Annotated in this window: 16 protein-coding genes; 13 read left to right on the top strand and 3 right to left on the bottom strand. The window is 59.7% G+C overall.

The window, feature by feature from the left end:
- Window positions 1-194: 194 nt before the first annotated feature.
- Complete coding sequence (locus AC1DD5_RS10185; RefSeq protein WP_477521354.1) at window positions 195-1,106, bottom strand: LysR family transcriptional regulator; 912 nt, start codon at window positions 1,104-1,106, stop codon at window positions 195-197.
- A gap of 117 nt (window positions 1,107-1,223) precedes the next feature.
- Between AC1DD5_RS10185 and AC1DD5_RS10180 the strand changes: the two genes are divergently transcribed.
- From AC1DD5_RS10180 to AC1DD5_RS10140, 9 genes are all read left to right on the top strand, one after another.
- The gene (locus AC1DD5_RS10180; RefSeq protein ID WP_477521353.1) at window positions 1,224-2,429 is read left to right on the top strand and encodes an FAD-dependent oxidoreductase; all 1,206 of its coding nucleotides are present in this window, start codon (window positions 1,224-1,226) and stop codon (window positions 2,427-2,429) included.
- A 54-nt stretch (window positions 2,430-2,483) separates the two neighbouring features.
- The gene (locus AC1DD5_RS10175) at window positions 2,484-3,632 is read left to right on the top strand and encodes a CaiB/BaiF CoA transferase family protein (protein WP_477521352.1); all 1,149 of its coding nucleotides are present in this window, start codon (window positions 2,484-2,486) and stop codon (window positions 3,630-3,632) included.
- Complete coding sequence (locus AC1DD5_RS10170; RefSeq protein WP_477521351.1) at window positions 3,629-4,510, top strand: HpcH/HpaI aldolase/citrate lyase family protein; 882 nt, start codon at window positions 3,629-3,631, stop codon at window positions 4,508-4,510. Before AC1DD5_RS10175 ends, AC1DD5_RS10170 begins: the two co-directional genes overlap by 4 nt.
- On the top strand, window positions 4,507-5,304 hold the full coding sequence (locus AC1DD5_RS10165; protein ID WP_477521350.1) for an SDR family oxidoreductase: 798 nt from the start codon (window positions 4,507-4,509) through the stop codon (window positions 5,302-5,304). Before AC1DD5_RS10170 ends, AC1DD5_RS10165 begins: the two co-directional genes overlap by 4 nt.
- Before the next feature lie 31 nt (window positions 5,305-5,335).
- Complete coding sequence (locus AC1DD5_RS10160) at window positions 5,336-6,052, top strand: alpha/beta fold hydrolase (RefSeq protein ID WP_477521349.1); 717 nt, start codon at window positions 5,336-5,338, stop codon at window positions 6,050-6,052.
- A 60-nt stretch (window positions 6,053-6,112) separates the two neighbouring features.
- Window positions 6,113-7,027 (top strand): dioxygenase family protein, encoded by a 915-nt coding sequence (locus AC1DD5_RS10155; RefSeq protein WP_442005088.1) that lies wholly within the window; start codon window positions 6,113-6,115, stop codon window positions 7,025-7,027.
- Window positions 7,024-8,088 (top strand): maleylacetate reductase, encoded by a 1,065-nt coding sequence (locus AC1DD5_RS10150; protein ID WP_477521348.1) that lies wholly within the window; start codon window positions 7,024-7,026, stop codon window positions 8,086-8,088. The genes AC1DD5_RS10155 and AC1DD5_RS10150 overlap by 4 nt, the downstream gene beginning before the upstream one ends.
- A gap of 119 nt (window positions 8,089-8,207) precedes the next feature.
- Window positions 8,208-9,443 (top strand): NAD(P)/FAD-dependent oxidoreductase, encoded by a 1,236-nt coding sequence (locus tag AC1DD5_RS10145; RefSeq protein WP_477521347.1) that lies wholly within the window; start codon window positions 8,208-8,210, stop codon window positions 9,441-9,443.
- A complete protein-coding gene (locus AC1DD5_RS10140) occupies window positions 9,440-9,598 on the top strand; it encodes a hypothetical protein (RefSeq protein WP_477521346.1) in 159 nt (52 codons plus the stop codon). Before AC1DD5_RS10145 ends, AC1DD5_RS10140 begins: the two co-directional genes overlap by 4 nt.
- A gap of 128 nt (window positions 9,599-9,726) precedes the next feature.
- Here the strand turns inward: AC1DD5_RS10140 and AC1DD5_RS10135 are convergent, their stop codons facing one another.
- Entirely contained in the window at window positions 9,727-11,088 is a 1,362-nt protein-coding gene (locus AC1DD5_RS10135) for an integrase core domain-containing protein (RefSeq protein ID WP_477521345.1), read from the bottom strand.
- Window positions 11,089-11,245: 157 nt separating this feature from the next.
- Between AC1DD5_RS10135 and AC1DD5_RS10130 the strand changes: the two genes are divergently transcribed.
- The 3 genes from AC1DD5_RS10130 to AC1DD5_RS10120 all read left to right on the top strand — a co-directional run bounded on the left by AC1DD5_RS10130 (window position 11,246) and on the right by AC1DD5_RS10120 (window position 13,248).
- Window positions 11,246-12,550 (top strand): MFS transporter, encoded by a 1,305-nt coding sequence (locus AC1DD5_RS10130; protein WP_477521344.1) that lies wholly within the window; start codon window positions 11,246-11,248, stop codon window positions 12,548-12,550.
- A 23-nt stretch (window positions 12,551-12,573) separates the two neighbouring features.
- Window positions 12,574-12,879, top strand: a complete 306-nt coding sequence (locus AC1DD5_RS10125) for an antibiotic biosynthesis monooxygenase family protein (protein ID WP_477521343.1) — start codon at window positions 12,574-12,576, stop codon at window positions 12,877-12,879.
- 180 nt (window positions 12,880-13,059) lie between these two features.
- Window positions 13,060-13,248, top strand: a complete 189-nt coding sequence (locus AC1DD5_RS10120; protein WP_477521342.1) for a hypothetical protein — start codon at window positions 13,060-13,062, stop codon at window positions 13,246-13,248.
- 19 nt (window positions 13,249-13,267) lie between these two features.
- Here the strand turns inward: AC1DD5_RS10120 and AC1DD5_RS10115 are convergent, their stop codons facing one another.
- Window positions 13,268-15,697, bottom strand: coding sequence for a LuxR C-terminal-related transcriptional regulator (locus AC1DD5_RS10115; protein WP_477521341.1), 2,430 nt, complete (start codon window positions 15,695-15,697; stop codon window positions 13,268-13,270).
- A 463-nt stretch (window positions 15,698-16,160) separates the two neighbouring features.
- Between AC1DD5_RS10115 and AC1DD5_RS10110 the strand changes: the two genes are divergently transcribed.
- On the top strand, window positions 16,161-17,351 hold the full coding sequence (locus AC1DD5_RS10110; RefSeq protein ID WP_431114914.1) for an acyl-CoA dehydrogenase family protein: 1,191 nt from the start codon (window positions 16,161-16,163) through the stop codon (window positions 17,349-17,351).
- The last annotated feature ends 3 nt before the right edge of the window (window positions 17,352-17,354 follow it).

Genomic DNA, 17,354 nt, shown 5'->3' with positions numbered 1-17,354 from the left:
ATGCCCTTTCTCGGAATCATCGGGCCGGAGCAGCCCGGGTTTCCGGGCAAGGTGTGCGGCGACCATTTGGTGTTTCAAGGTCTACCTTGCTGCCGCCCGCGACATTTCACAAATACCTAAATTCCTTGATACCCATCTATTTCGCATATACCTTGATTGGTACCGCACCCGCTTGAGAGCGAAGGGGTGTTCCCTTACGCGGGTGTTTGATCGCCGGAAAACAGGGCTGCAAACCGCTCAGCTACCGGAGTTACTACGCCTTCGCGTCGCGTGACGATGGCAATCGGCACGTTGGGCCAACCGCCAACCACGGGAATTTGTGCGACATCCGGGTGGAGGCGGGCCATCTCCAAGCTTGAGAGGGATACTCCGACTCCGGCACCCACCAACTGCGCGGCAGTCATGACAGTCGGTACTTGGATCACCTCTGTCGGGTTTGCCCCCGAGGATGAGAACTTGTCGGCCCAGATTCGCCAGAGGATGCGCACTCCCGGAATTCGGGCGGGCAGGATCCAGGTGGCGTCTGTCAGCGTCGCAACGTCCACTGGCGTGGTTTCCGAGAGGCCCCAGGATCTGGGTGCAATGAGCGTCAGCGGCAGTTCGTCCACAACCGTGACGTCGAAATGCACTCCGTTGATGGGTTGCAGCGGCTCCTCGGCCACTATGGGCATGATCGCCAGGTCAAGGGTGCCGTCGGCCAGCCGGTCCAGCTGCACTTTGGGATTGGCGTCTGTCAGGTCCAGGGTCACGTTTCGGTAGATCGAGAGGAACTCCGAGATTTTGGTACTGCCGATCCGCCATAGGCACATCGGTTCGCACCCGAGGTGGAGTTCGCCGGCAAGCCCCTGCCCCATGGCTTTGAGCGTGTCTGAGATTCTTCGCTCTTCCGCCAGAAGCCGGCGGCCGGCATGGTGCAGATACTCGCCCGCGGCGGTCAATTCGATGCCCCGGGGCTTCCTGTCGAACAGGGTCACTCCGAGCTCTTTTTCGAGCTTCGCCATAGCCATGCTCAAGGGCGGCTGGGATATCCGCAAGGCTTGGGAAGCCTCGGTAATGGAACCGTTCTCCGCCACCGCGATGAAGTATCGAACATTCCTGAGATCCATGCATTCAGTATATGGAAACCTCTACTAATTGGTATTTGATGTATGGCCGGATGTGGACGACCGTTGGTTGAGGGCAGCGACGCTCACGTCATTTCGCAGGTTTACAACGGAGGCATCATGGAATACCAGCAGCAGGTAATTGTGGCCGGAGCCGGTCCTACTGGTCTGCTCAATGCACTGGGCCTGGCACAGCAGGGACTGGACGTTACCGTCGTCGAACGCTCAAGGGAGCCAACTGACGCCCCGCGGGCGATCCTCTACCACTGGTCCACACTCGACGGTCTGGAACGTCTCGGTCTTTTCGACGACGCTTCACGGGCCGGGTTCCTGAAGCAGGATTATGCCCATCACGTCCGGGACACCGGTGAAACTATTAATTACGGTTTGAAGGCGTTGGAGGGCCGCGTAACCCACCCCTACAACCTGCACCTCGGCCAGGGTGCGCTGGCCACGATCATTCTTCGCCACCTTGAGCAATTTCCCAACGTCCGCGTCCTCTGGGGACACCAGATCACGGGGCTGACCCAGGATGACTCAGCAGTGACAATCACGGCGGAGCACGACGGAAATCCTGTTAACTTGCGGGCTCCCTGGCTCATAGGCGCGGACGGTGCGGGCTCTGCCGTCAGGAATGCATTGAATCTGCCTTTTGAAGGTTTTACGTGGCCGGAGCGCTTTGTTGCCGCCAACATCCGTTTCCCCGACGACCGCAAGGGCTGGGCCCAAACGACCTTCTACGTCGACGATGTTCTCGGAGCAATCATCGTGAAGATCGATAACTCCGGGCCCCACGGGCTGTGGCGCTACACCTACATGGAGGATGCCGTTCTACCCGAAGCAGGCGTGGTGGACCGTCTGCCTCGGTTCCTGGAACAGATATTCGGCCCTGAGGTGGCTGCCGGCACCACCCTGGATGCCATTGCGCCGTATCGCATGCACCAGCGAAGTGCTCCAACCTACCGGCTTGGCCGCGTTCTGCTTGCCGGGGACGCGGCCCATGCAACAAACCCGACAGGCGGCTTCGGGCTGACCATGGGGCTCTTCGACTCCTACCTGCTGAACGAGGCATTGGGCGCCGTCATCGCGGGAAATGCCGATGAGTCCGTTCTTGATGCCTACTCCGAACTACGACGCACCGCCTTCATTGACAAGGCCAGTCCCCGTGCCACCGCAAACAAGCGGTTGATCTTTCACTCGTCGGACCCTGTTCAGAGGGATAAAGACCTGGAGCTGTTCCGGAGGATGGGCAACGATCCAGAACTGGCCGCAGAGGTCCTCTACTTCACCAAAACACTCGAGACACCCTCGCTTGTTGACGCATAGGGCGCCTTTGCCGCCATCAACAAGCCGGCACTATCTACTTCAGGAGTTAACATCATGCTTCCTCTGAGCGGCATCACAGTCGTCTCGCTTGAGCAGGCGGTCGCAGCACCGTTTGCTACACGCCAACTCGCCGATTTGGGGGCTCGAGTCATCAAGATCGAGCGCCCAGGCGTAGGAGACTTCGCCCGCGGGTATGACGAAACCGTCAAGGGCATGGCGAGCCACTTTGTTTGGCTGAACCGGTCCAAGGAGTCAGTCGCCTTGGACCTGAAGAGCCGGGAGGGTCACCATGCCGTGCACGAGTTGGTTCGCAGTGCTGACATCTTCGTTCAGAACCTGGCCCCGGGTGCGGCAGAACGTCTCGGGCTCGGCGCCGATGCCTTGCGTGCTGAGCGTCCGGAGCTGATCCACGTCTCAATTTCCGGTTATGGTGCCGACGGCCCATATTCGTCAAAGAAGGCTTATGACCTCCTGGTGCAGTGTGAAGCCGGTCTGGTGTCCATTACCGGCTCTGAAGAGACCCCATCCAAAGTGGGGATTTCGATTGCGGATATCGCCTCGGGTATGTACGCCTACTCAGGCATCCTGACCGCGCTGCTTCAGCGCGGTCAGACCGGGGAGGGGGCAACCATCGAATTGTCGATGCTCGAGGCGCTCGGTGAATGGATGGGATACGCCATGAACTATGCGGTGTACGGCGGAACCGCACCAAAGCGGACAGGTTCATCACATGCTGCCATCGCCCCGTACGGTCCTTTCACGTGTGGTGACTCGCAGCAGGTGTTCCTGGGAATCCAGAACGAACGTGAATGGGCAACCTTTTGCGACCGGGTCCTTGGCCGTCCGATGGTCGCCATGGATGAACGCTTCGCACGAAACTCCCTCCGTGTAAGGCACCGTGCGGACCTCACGTTGGTGATAGAGGAGGGGCTCTCCCGGTACACGGCGGATGAGGTTGTGAACTTGCTTGAGAAGGCCGGGATAGCGAACGCGCTGCTGCGTGACATGCAGGGCTTCGCTGACCACCCCCAACTGGCGGCGCGCAACAGATGGCGGGAATATGACTCACCCGTCGGGCCCCTACGCGCCCTGATTCCTCCGGCCACGTTCGTTGGGCAGGAGCCTGTGATGGGTCGCGTTCCCCAAGTGGGAGAAGACACCGAACGCATTCTGGCAGAGTTCAAAGTGCTGGAAACAACATGAGCAAGCCCCCTTATGAGGACTCTTTGGCGTTGCTTCAGAGCGCCCGCTCGTTCCTGTTTGTCCCGGGGGACCGGCCTGAGCGGTTCTCCAAAGCTCAAACTTCCGGGGCTGATGTGGTCATCCTCGATTTGGAAGACGCCGTCAGCGCTCGCAATAAGGATTCGGCCTTGCTGGCCGTCACCTCATGGTTGTCAGGAACAGGTCAAGCCGTGGTTCGGATCGAGCGGGACCAGGAGCTTGCTTCTTTGAGGGGCATCCCTGGACTTATTGGGGTAATGGTGCCCAAGTCCGAAAACCCAGACCACGTGTCCAGAGTCCATCAAACGCTGGGATGCCCCGTCCTAGCGCTCATTGAGTCAGCCTCCGGCGTTGTGGCTGCCCACTCACTGGCGAGTGTTCCGGGCGTGGCCCGACTGGCTTTTGGCGAACTCGATTTCGCGGCTGATATTGCCGCGCAGCCGAACCAGCGCGCAATGTTGCTGGCGCGTTCATCACTGGTCCTTGCCTCCCGGGCCCATGGCCTTCCAGGTCCCCTGGATGGCGTGACGCCAAAGTTCGACGACGACTCCGCGCTGACGCAGGACCTGCACGCCGCCATCGAGTTGGGAATGTCGGGAAAACTCCTTATTCATCCCCGTCAGGTGGCCGTAACGCACCACGTCTTCCGTCCCAGCGACGACGAGGTCGCGTGGGCGGAGAGGATTGTGAAATCCATCAGCGACGGGGGAGCCGTGGTCAAGGTTGACAGTTCCATGGTGGACGCCCCTGTTCTGCGGCGCGCGCAAGCCATCCTTGCGCGCCTCGCGTCCGATGCACGCGCGCTGGTCAATCACCGGGAAGCACACGCCGGCGGCAGCCTGGCGGAGGAGGACAAATGAGTCACCCTATGAATCATCGGCCTGTTGCCGTCATCAGCGGCGGCGGTGGCGGCCTCGGAAATGACATCGCCGATCGCCTGGCGGACGACGGGTTCGACCTTGCGCTCCTTGACGTCTCGTCGTCGGCACTACAGAGCGCAGCAGCCCGACTCTCGGAGAGATCGCCGAAGCTCAAAGTGCTGACCTATGCGGGGAACCTGGCCGAGGAATCAGTGGTCGCCGAGACCTTCACCCGTATCGAGGCGGAGTTTGGGCGCATCGATGTCCTCGTCAGCGCGGCTGGGGGCAGTGGCACTGCCAAGGTCCGTGAACTCTCGGAACTGAGCGCCGAGGTGTGGCGTGAAGTGATCGAAAGCAACCTCACCAGCACTTTCCTGTGCGCGCGGCAGGCTGTCCCGATCATGCTGAAGCGCGGCTATGGACGGATCGTAAATTTCTCGTCGCTGGTTGCCGACGGTCTCGATGGGCCGTCAGGAACTGTAGGCGCCCGGCTGGCCTATGCTGCGTCCAAGGGAGGCATCGTAAGTCTCACCAAGCAGCTCGGCAAAGACCTCGGTGGCACCGGGATTACCGTGAACGCCGTAGCTCCTGGACTCATCCTCCCCACCACTGGGCGGGTCCGGGACACCTTCGAGGTGATGGGGGCGGAAGAGAAGGCCGCAACCTCTGCCGCCATCCCCGTTGGCAGACCAGGAACCGGCCGCGAGATTGCCGCGGCCGTGGCATACCTCGCCTCAGCGGCAGCCGCATTCACGTCAGGCACCGTCCTGCACGTGGACGGAGCAGCATCTTGACCACCAACCCCACTTGCAACGGAGACTTCAGATGAAACACCCCCCGCTGATCATGCTTCCGGCCCTGGGCGCCGACTCCCGGCTATGGCAGCCGGTCATTGATGAACTCGGGGCAGAGTTCGAATGCTCCGTGGTCCGTGGTGAAGGGCACACGATCCAGGCCATGGCGGACCATGTGCTCTCAGCAGCCCCCAACGAATTTGTCCTGGTTGGAATTTCGATGGGAGGGTATGTCGCCCTTGAGATAGCGCTAAGGAAGACCGGAAGAGTCAAGGCTTTGGCGTTGTTCAACACCTCGGCCATTGCCGCGCCGCAGGATCGCCGCAAGAACTCGGAAGGCCTTATCTCACTAGTGAATTCCGGGGGATTTCTGGAAGCGATCACCCGCACAGCCCCGGCCGTATCGCGGGGGATCCCCGAGGTCCAGCGGGTAGTGGAGGCGATGACCAAGGAACTGGGCGAGCACGTTTTCGTCGATCAGCAGCTCGCCGTGATGAATCGGTCCGACCGACGCGCGGAACTGGCCGCCATGGACTGCCGCACCCTGGTGGTGGGCGCTGCCGAAGACATCATTACGCCGCCGGCTTTGAGCGAGGATCTCGCTGCACGACTCCCTGACGCGCGCTTTGTCCTTATCCAGGAGAGCGGGCATTTCGTTCCACTGGAGCAACCACAGGCGGCCGCAACCGCGCTGCAGGTTTTTCTTCGGAACCAGCCGGAAGGTTCGCCGCAGGTAGTCGGCAGGTGAGCATCACTTCCCTCCTTCCATCCTGAGATGGAAGACCACACCATTGAAAGGAAGTCCACGATGAGCAAAGACCTAGGTCCGGAATCGCTCACTGACGCTGTCATCGACAGTTTCAAAGACACTGCTGACCCGCGCCTTAAGACCATTCTGGAAAGCCTGACCCGCAACCTTCACAACTTCGTTCGTCAGGTGAGCCCCAGTATTTCCGAATGGGAAGCGGCAATCAACTTCCTTACCGCTACAGGCCGGAAGTGCGATGACGTGCGCCAGGAGTTCATCCTGCTTTCGGACGTACTGGGAGTTTCCATGCTGGTGGAGACGATCAACGATCAGGAAACCCCGGATGCTACGGATTCGACCGTCCTCGGGCCTTTCCATATGGTCGAGTCGCCCGAACGGCATCTGGGCGACAACATTTCTTCCGAAAGCGATGGTGACGTGTGCGTTGTCAGGGGGAGGGTCCTCTCAGTCACCGGACTGCCTATCCCCAACGCCCGGATCGACGTATGGCAGGCCAACACGACCGGCTTCTATGACGTCCAGCAGCCGGGCATTCAAAGCGTCGGCAATGGCAGGGGACTCTTCCGTACCGACGAAAATGGTGCGTTCCATTTCCGCAGCGTTGTACCGAGCTTCTATCCGATTCCAACCGATGGGCCGGTTGGAGGTCTACTCAAGGCCACCGGAAGACACCCCTACCGTCCAGCCCATATCCACTTCCTTGTCACCGCGGCCGGTTTCAAGGAGCTAACCACCCACATCTTTATTGGTGGAAGCGAGTACATCGACTCGGATGCTGTCTTCGCTGTCAAGGAAAGCCTCATCAAACCCTTCACCCACAACGAGGACCCTGTGGCGGCCGCAGAGTTTGGGGTGGATTCCCCGTTCATCGAGGGAGTCATCGACATTCTGCTGCACCCGGAGAACCAATCTCCCAGCTCAAGTTTCCAAGTATCCGAGGAGGTAGTCCGGTGAAGGAATTCCGCTATGAAGCCCGGCCGATGCGGGTAACTTTCGGCGCGGGGTCGCTGAAGACACTCCCCGAGGAGGTCCGTGCGTTGGGCCTCAGGCGTGTACTGGTCCTGGCCACTCCGTTTCAGGAAGATCTGGCCTGGACCATATCCAGGCAATTGGGTGAGCTGAGCGCCGGGGTGCACGCCGAAGCCGAGATGCACGTCCCGATTGAATCAGCCCACAGGGCACGTGATGCAGCAAGGGCAGCGGATGCCGATGGTTATGTAGCAGTAGGGGGTGGATCCACCACGGGACTTGGGAAGGCAATAGCTTTGGAGTTTGGCGCCCCCATCATCGCGGTGCCCACCACCTACGCCGGATCGGAAATGACGCCGATCTGGGGGCTGACGGCCGACGGCGAAAAGAAGACCGGCCGTGACCCGCGAGTGTTGCCTGCCAGCGTCATTTACGACCCGGAACTTACGCTGACCCTTCCGGTGGGCATGTCGGTCACCAGCGGTTTCAATGCGATAGCCCATGCAGTGGAAGCGCTCTATGCCCCCGACGGATCTCCTGTTATTTCGCTGATGGCAGAGGAAGGAGCTCGTGCAATGCTCAACGCCTTGCCGAAAATCGTCAAGGATCCAGCCCATGGGGAGGCCAGGTCCGATGCGCTGTACGGGGCATGGCTTTGTGGTGCCACTCTGGGAGCGACCACGATGTCGCTGCACCATAAGCTCTGCCACATCCTCGGCGGGACCTTCAATTTGCCCCATGCTGAAACCCATACGGTAGTGCTGCCCTATGCCCTTAACTACAACGCTGGGCATGCTCCCGATGCCATCTCCGCATTGCAGCGGGCCACAGGGGTGCAGAATCCGGCCCGCCACTTACGCGAACTCGGCGTGGACCTGGGCGGTCCGCATTCTCTGCGTGAGCTGGGTTTGACCGACGACGACATCGATAGGGTCATCGAACTGGCAACGCATCATCCATATGCCAACCCCCGTCCATTGACAGCAACAGGCCTCCGTGGCCTCCTCACCGCCGCGCTTGACGGGGACGCCCTGCCATCTCCCTAGCCATACATCAAATAGATGCCTACCGGAATTAATTGGTATTTGTGCAATACCAACCGCGGTCACAGAGTAGAGGAAAGCAGTGATTCACGTCACGCAAACTCACAACAGAAAGACAGGCCATGGTCCAAACCACTACGGACATTGTGATTGTTGGGGGATCGACGGCGGCACTTCGGGCGGCTGAGATTGTCAGCCGGCGGGCCCCGGGCTTGAAGGTCACGGTGGTCAGTGCCGAGCAGCATCTGCCCTATGAATTGCCCCCCTTGTCGAAGATCCCCTTGAAGGAATCCGTCGACATTGAAGCGTTGATCTACCCCTCTGCGCGCGCTCTGCAGGAGAGCGGCGTGGAGTTCCGACTCGGAGACACGGCCACGGCCCTTGACCCGCAACGTCAGGTGGTGACCACAGGCAGTGGCGACATCAAATATCGGGCAGCAATCATCACCACAGGATGTGAACCGATCATGCCTCCAATATTCGATGGGGAACAGGACGTGTTCGTCTTGCGGCGCTTTGAAGACTCCGTAGGACTCCGGGAAGCCGTCAATGATCGCCGTCGCTCCGTGGCCATCGTGGGTGCAGGGTTTATTGGTGGAGAATTCGCCTCGACCTTGATCGGGGACGGCCGCGAAGTATCCCTGATCGATCTCTCCGAACACCCGCTTATCCGCTTCGGTGAAGAAGTTTCCAGGGTTTACGAGGACCTGCATCGAGGCAAGGGAGTGGAAACATTCTTTGGATTGGGCGCAACAGCCACCATCGAACGGAACGGCCGTCGATTCCTGAAGCTTAGTGATGGCCGTGAAGTTGCCGCTGATGTGATTGTGGTGGGAGTCGGGGTGCGGCCCGCCGTTTCCTGGTTGGCTTCTTCGGGTATCGAACTGGAAAACGGCATTCTTGCCGACGAATATCTGCAGAGTACCCGGGGCGTCTTCGCCGCAGGTGACGCCGTCCGGTGGCCCAATAAACGATTCGATGCAGCCATGCGCATTGAGCACTGGACCACCGCAGCCGAACAAGGGCGAGCAGCCGGACTGAACGCGGTGAACTATCTTGAGGGATCACCACTGGTGCCCTGCACTACTGTTCCCTTCTTCTGGTCCGACCAACATGGTCAAAGGGTGCAGTGGGCCGGACATCAGTCCGGAGGGGAACAAGTGTATTCCAGCCAGAATGACAACGGATCACTTTTCCTCTTCCGTCAGGGAGGTTTCCTCGCCGGGGCCTTGGCCTTCGAACGGCGCCAGGAGTTCGTGCAATTGCGCGCAAAACTACGCCAGCCTCTCGCCTGGGAAGTAGCCATGGGCATGGTCCCGGGGCTCGAGCCCATGAGCAGCGCGGTCCTGGTGCCATGACTGTTAATCGGCGCCGCTATGTCTCATGCCCGTGCGGCATCCTCCTGGATGCGGTGGACGATGAGGAGCTGGTCATCGCGGTGCGTGCCCACTTGAACGAATCTCATCCAGGACTGGACTACACACGGGACCAGATCCTTCTCATGGCCTACTGACATCAAACAAAGGAGTTTCAATGTCTGTTAAAACTGTGATCTCTCAGGACATCGGTGACAGTTCTGCCTCACGACTTCGGTGACATTTGGTGTCTCAGGACATCAGTGACGGTATTCCCCCTCACGCGCTACCTGCGGAACCGGGTGAGGGACTTGCTGATCCCGAGGTATCCGGTGCCTTCTGATGGCCACGCGTATTCCGCGATGACCTCGCCTTCGGTGTTGGCGAACATGACACCCTCCTGGTCCCAGACGGCAACGACGGTTCGTCCGCCCATCCGTTTGGTCAAGGAGAACAGGGTCCTGCCAATATTGACGACGCCGTTGGAATAGACCCGGAGCTTCTGGCTGCCGGTGGGTGCCGGGTGAGAAATGCTGCCGGTGATTTTCTCGGTCGCACTGGTTTCGAGCTCAGTTTCCGTTTGCAGACCGTTCGTGGTGCTGCGATCCGGCGCTCCCGGCCCAGCATCCACCACAGGTTCGACAGGGCCCGGATCCACCGGCGCGGGTGCGTTGGTTTCGTGAAGAACCGCGATTGGTTGCGGCCTGGGTGCATCGGCGACGGTCGTGGCGTCCCATGACTGCCGTGGAGTGATGCGCCCGGGCAGTCCCTGGTGCGGGCGTTCGGTGTTGTAGATCAGGTCAAACTTGTCAACCATCTCCTGCAACTCTTGATGTGTTGCCGCGAGGGGTTGCTTGTCCAGCCACCGGAACAGTGTCTGGTGGAACCGTTCGTTCTTCCCCTGCGTGGTGGGTTTGTATGGTTTGCCGGTGATCGCCTTGATCCCCAGCGAAGTCACGTAGGTGACCAGTTGGCCTTCGAGTCCACGGCGTGAGGGATTCAGAGCCGCCCCGTTGTCCGTCAGCAATCGTTGCGGCACGCCATGGGCTGCGATTCCCTTTTTCACGACCGCCAAGGCCGCCTGGCTGGTTTCACCGGATGCCACGTGGGAGGCGATCGCGAGCCGTGAGTGGTCATCTTGCAGCTGGAAGATCACGCACTTGCGCCCACCGGTGAGCACGTACTCGGTGGCGTCCAGTTGCCAGCAGGCGTTCGGGGCCGGGTAGACGAACCTGCGGTACGAGGCGCGGGGTTTCTTCGTCGGCTCGGACCGGGCCACGTTCTTTTCCCGGAAGATCCGCGCCAGCGAAGCGGGCGAGGGGGCCTGCATCCCCAGGGACACCATCTTGTCGTGCACGCTGATCGGCCCGTGATCCAGGCCGGAGGACTCCAGGGCCGCTCGCACCTTCAGCGCCTCTTGCTTCAGGTCCTCGGAGAGCCGGGTCGGCGAAGTTTTTGGGCGGCGGGAGCGTGGCTCCAGGGCCGCGGCTTGGCCCTCCTCACGCGCTCTGGCCCGGATCGCATAGAACGTCTTGCGGGTGATGTCATGCTCGGTGCAGAACGTGCTGACAGCGCCGCGTGGTGCGTCATCAGGCCACTGGGCGATGGCGAGGCGGATACGGGCGTTGACAGGCTCATTCTTGTTCACCCGTCATTCTTTGCCGCCGCCACGGACCGGTCAGTAACCCGTTAACACCCGGGGAAGTGTCACCACCAGAACCCGCGAAACTGTCACCGATGTGTTGAGGCAGAACGGTCACCGATGTCTTGAGACATAACAAATGTCTGTTAAAACACCAGGGCGAATGAAATCGGTACTCTTTTCAAGTTTCATGGGAACAGCCATCGAATTTTACGACTTTCTGCTCTATGGACTGGCTGCCAGCCTGGTTTTCGCTCCGCTCTACTTCGCCAATCTCTCACCCGCATTGGGCATCGTGGCGTCGTTCGCGACCCTGGCAGTCGGTTACTTGGCGAGACCACTGGGTGGTCTGATCTTCGGCCACTTCGGTGATCGGATCGGACGAAAGGAGATGCTCGTCCTGACCATGCTCCTGATGGGCGGTGCAAGCTTCTGCATCGGTCTCCTCCCAACCCAGGCAGCAATCGGCCAGCTGGCGCCCCTGCTGTTGATTGTGCTCCGCGTGATTCAGGGCATCGCTGTCGGAGGCGAATGGGGTGGGGCTGCCCTTATGGCCATGGAACACTCGACGCCGGAGCGGCGGGGCTTCTCCGCCAGCTTCGCCAACATGGGTGGCCCTGCCGGCGCTGCCTTGGCAACGGTGGTCTTCAGCCTCTGCAGCATGATGCCTGAGGAACTGTTCATGACATGGGGATGGCGGTTGCCGTTCCTGTTCAGTGCAGTCCTGGTTGGCGTCGGACTCTTCGTGCGCCTCAAGGTCGCTGAATCGCCAGTCTTCCTGGAAACGCAGCGCAAGGAAGCTGCGTCGCAACACCGCAGGGTGCATCCGCTCCTGGAGGTAGTCCGGAAGTATCCGCGCGCCGTCGTGATCGCTTGCCTGGGTACGATCATGGCCTTTGCCATGCAGTCACTTCTCGCCACCTTTGCCATGCCGTATGCCGTTGCCGCCGGGCACAACCGCTCGGAAGTCCTGTGGATCAGCCTCGCGACCCAGGTAATCCATGTGTTCACGATCCCTATGTTTGCAGCGTTGTCAGACAGGGTAGGGCGACGCAAAGTGATGATGACCGGCGTAATCGGCATGATTTTGCTCATCCATCCCATCTGGTTGATGATCGCTGCAGACAACGTTGTGCTGTTGTTCGTGGCTTTCCTGATTGGAAATCCACTGCTCCAGGCCATGGTGTACGGACCCACAGCGGCCTACATCTCCGAGATGTTCGGCGCCGAATCCCGCTATACAGGCGCATCCTTGGCGTATCAGGTGTCCGCGACGTTGGGTGGCGGACTGGTTCCCCTTGCGGCAACCGCGTTGCTGGCAGCCCGTGGTGGAAACGACCCCGTCTACGTGTCGGGCCTGGTCATTGCCATTGGCATTGTCAGCCTGTTGGCCTTGTTGGTACCCGGCCGCCGTCAGAACAAAGATCAGGCGCCGGCGGACACCGAGGCGTCGACTTCCGTGCAGTAATCGGGACAAACGAGAGGATCAAAATGATCTACGAACATGCCGATCTCCGGATCAATCCTGACACCGAGGAGAAATTTGTCAGGGACTTCAGTGCCGTGGGGAAATTACTGGTCGAGGCGGAAGGGTGTCATTCAGTTGAGTTGCTGGTTAGCGTGGACAGCCCCAATACATATCTTTTGCGGGTAGGTTGGGAGAATATTGAAGACCACACCGTAAGATTTCCAGGTACCTCGGAAGCAAACGAGCTACGCCGGGTCCTGATGGAACACTGCGTCACTCCGCCACAGGTTCTCCATTTCGGTGGACAGGACGTTTCGATCTCACTGTGAGGCCGGTGCCTTCGACTCAAATCTAAACGGCTACGCGCTGTTTTGCAGCTCTTTTCTGGCATATTCTCCACGTATGGCGGATCAATGAATATTGTATTTGTGCTCAAGGCGGATGAAGCACAGGCTGGACTTAGTCCCGCATTGTTGCGAGGCAATCACCACACTCAATGAGGAGTACAAATGGGTACCATCGGCACTTATCTTGGAACAATACTGAGCCTGCATTCCGTGTCACCCTCCAACCCGGGCCCCTCGTCCTGGAACGTGGGCCACCACGGGCCCTCGGGGCGCATAGTGACCCATCCATGGGCAGGCTGGTTCATCGAGGACAGCGCCGAGGCAGAACCGGAAACCGACACTGTCGCGTAACGCGAGAGGAGCTGGTGCCCTATTGTGCCCTGGTCCGACCTGCCAGCCAGGATGCGACTTGGGTTCGTGAAGTGAAACCAAGCTTGGACAATATTCGCTCGATGTGACCACCGACCGTCCTTGGGGACAGAACCAGTTCGGCAGCGATTTCCTTGTTGCTGCGCCCTTGGGCAACAAGGGCCGCAACTTGCGTTTCCCGCTCGGTCAGCTGTGGCCCGCCCGGGCTGTATAGACCCACAAACTCCGCTTTGTTTGAACGACGCAGTTCGGCACGGTTCCTGCTCTCAACGGAGTGCCTGCTCTCAACGGAGTCCGCCCGGGGCGAAACATAGGAGCTTTTGGCCAGGTTCAATGCGAGCTCAACAGCTTGGTCCTTGGACAGAGCCGGCCCGCCGTCGAGTATTGACCGGAATCGCGCCTCCCCGAGCTCCCGTCGAATCTGGCCCACAGTCTGCTTGAAATCTGTTTCCAGCGGACCGAAGGCAGAAACGGTGGTGCCGATCCCTTTCCAAACCGATTGAGCTGCGTGAAGAAGTGCTGCTGCCGATTCAAACTGCCTGTTCGAAGCGGCTGTCCAGGACATTTGCTCGATGGTCAGGGCGATGCAAAGCCCATCGTGAAAATCGCGTTGAATTTCCAGCGCGGAGATCTGGCATCGGCGGGCATCCTCGAGCTGACCAAGGTGCCAGTGGCAAAGGCCCATGACCGCGTGCCCATACGCACGGCTCCACCGCTCACCGTGCCTGCCGCTTTCAGCCAGTACCCGCTGGCAGGTCGCGAGGGCTTCCTCTATCCGCCCGGCATACATCTGTGCCCAGGCCAAAAGGAAAGTCGCCGTAAGTTCTGAAGCACAGTCCTCCTGCAACCGGTGGACGGTTGCTGCGCGGCCAAAGAGCCCTATAGCCTCTTCGAGCCGACCTCCGAGGACTTCGCTTAAAGCCTGCCAATGGTCGGCATGAGCTGCCAGCACCGGATCATCCAGGTCATGAGCGATTTCACGGCATTCGGCCAAGTACCCCTGTGCGGGTTCCGGATCGCCCTGAAGCAGGGCTACCCACGCAGCTACCCATAGGACATTTCCACGCTCGCGCGTTCTGCCCGTAGCCAGACCAAGCATCCGCTCAAGCCACCCACGGCCATCTGAAAGGTTGCCCCCAGCGACCCAGTGGTACCTGAGAAGGGCCGCCAGATTCATCCCTGCCAGTTCCTCACCCGGAGTGCTTGCCGACCATTCCAACGCCGAGAGAATATTCGTATGATCCCGCCGCGCGGCAGCGAGGCGCGTTGACTGTTCCGGACCGCACCAGAGCGCAACAGTTTCGGACGCTTTTCCGAGGTAGTGGTCGCGTTGGCGACGGCGGAGTTCGGAAGACTCGCCGTTGCGGTCAAGCAACGCCGCCCCGTATTCCCTGAAGGTCATCAGTTGCCAGTACCGCCTTGGCTGGTCGCCCGCAGACACGACGTCAATGACGTTTTCTGCGACCACCAGAGACTTTGCGACGAGGTGATCCAGCAGGTCCAGGACATCCACTTTGTTGATCTCGCCAAATCCGCAGACCTCCTCCGCGGCCTCGACGTCAAAGCCGGCCGGGAAGACCGCAAGCCTGGCCCACAAAATCTGTTCCTCCCGGGTACAGAGTTCATAGCTCCAATCCACCAGCGCCCGCAGCGTCTGCTGCCGGGGAATTGCTGCCCTGTTTCCGCCCTTAAGGATGTCAAAGCGCCGGTCCAGCCGCTCCACGAGTTGAACAACCGATAATGAGCGCAGTCGGGCAGCAGCAAGTTCAATGGCAAGAGGTATACCGTCCAACATCTGGCACAGTTGGGCAACGGCCTGCCGGTTGCCATCGGTGATCTCAAATCCAGCGTTTATGCTTTTCGCTCGATCAACCAACAGCCGAACAGACTCAAAAGCCTCAATCGTTCCGGCTTCGATGTCGGACGCCGAAGGGGCACTGAGCGGTGGCACTTGGTAGACCTGCTCACCGAAGATCCCCAGGGGTTCCCTGCTGGTTGCAATGACACGCAGCTCTGGTGAAATTTCCAGGAGCCTTGCCACCAAAGCCGGTATCACGTCCAGAAGATGTTCGCAGTTGTCCAGGACCAAGAGCAGTTGCCGTTCCTGGACGTACTCCGCAATCCTCTCTGCGGGTGATCGGTTCGACTGGTCAGGCAGTCGGAGGGAAGCCGCAATCTGCGAAACAACCAAAGAGGTGTCTTCCAAGGCTGCAAGTTCAACTATCCAAACGCCATCGCGAAACGCCTTGCGGGTTCGTGCGGAAAGCTCCGCAGCGAGGCGCGTCTTACCGACGCCTCCGGGTCCGGCAAGCGTAAGGAGGCGGGAGCGTGACATCAGCTCCCTCGCTGCGCCGAGTTCATTGCGTCGTCCAATAAAGCTCGTTAGGTTATGGCCCCCCAAGGAGCCAATGGTCACTGCTTCGGTACTCATGACCCTCCTGTGATGCAGATAACAATACAGGTAGCAGATGGGGTCATTTGACCCGTCCGCTGCCAGTCGCAGCCGCGCACACTGGATGCAGTCAGAACGACTCTTGGAGCAAATCGGAAGGCAAGCGCGATGAGGCGCAGAGCAGCAAATCCAAGCACCTGCCGGAACGGCGGCAACGGATCAAGTGCAAGCACTAATCCAGCCACTGTATTTTCCGGTTTCTCCAAAGACGGCGGCCCTGCCGGCGCCGTTTCCAATCCATGGGCGGCGGACAATTTCTGGCCGGACTGTATTGACACACAAGCCCGCGAATTCCTGCCTGTTTTCCCCACAGAGTACAGCAGTAAGCAACGCTAACTCGATATCTGAGGGCTATTTCCTCAATCCTTAAGGCAAAATGCGGCGGGAATTCGCCCACCTATTCCACTGTTTACCACAATTACTCAGCAATGAAAGAGGCGCCATGACAGCGACGTCAATCACCGAATTGTCAGACATCAACGTTCCGGATGCGGAATTAGTGGCCCGCGCTGCCAATTTGGTGCCGTTGGTCCGGGAGTTCGCAGCGCAGGGTTCCGAAGCCCGCCGCGTTGCCCCGGAAGTGGTATCGGCACTGGAAGGCGCCGGACTTTTCCGGATGTTGGTTCCGAAGCGATACGGGGGCATGGGTGCTTCATTGCGCACAGCCGTGGAAGTGACGAAGGAAATATCCCGCGGTGATGGTTCCACGGGGTGGGTCACCACGCTCATGATGGTGGGAACAGGTTTCGCCTCGACTTTTTCGGAGCAAGCCCAGGAAGAGGTCTTTGGAAGCAATCCCTTGGCGAAGGTGGCTGGCACGTTCAGCCCCGGAAGCAAGAGTGAGCGCGTTGACGGTGGCTATCTGATCAGTGGCCGGTGGCCATATTCCTCCGGTTCCTTTGCTGCGGACTGGGCGACGCTTGGTGTGTTGCTTGATGGCGATGATCCGATGGCGCTGGCCCTCATCCCCGCCGAAGCGTGGACCATCGAGCCGACCTGGTTTGTCGCGGGTATGAAAGGCACGGGCAGTGACACGATTGTGGTCGAAGACCACTTCGTGCCGGAGCACCGGGTGCAGCGACTCAGCAACATGCTCACCTCGAATTTCCTGTCCCCGTACAAGGACGACCGCATGGCAAATGTGGCCTTCAACGCCGTGGCAGCCGCTATCCTCATTGCCCCGCAGATCGGCCTGGCGCGGCACGCACTGGAAATCACCTTGGCCAAGCTGCCCGGCAAACCGGTGGCCTACACCATGTACAGCAACGCCAAAGATTCCCCCACCCATCAGTTGGCTGTTGCGAAGGCAGCTTCAAATCTGCATATCTCTGAGCTCCTGCTGAACAGGATGTGCCTGGACATAGACACAGCGGCCGACGCCGGTGAGAAATTGGACCTTCCCACAAGGGCCCGCATCCGCAACGACACTGGAGTTATCGCCGAATTGATCGGGCAGGCCATCGATGCGCTGATGACCGCCAACGGTGCAGGATCCTTTGCCGAAGCCAACGTTCTTAATCAGATCTGGCGCGATTCCGAAATTGCCGCACGGCATGCCTTTGTGACTCCTGAAATCGGTAAAGAAGCCTACGGCCGGGTCCTGATGGGCCTGGAACCCACCATCAACCTCTAAGGC

Source organism: Paenarthrobacter sp. 10L420, from assembly GCF_056395385.1.
This window is presented reverse-complemented; position numbering and strand designations above follow the sequence as displayed.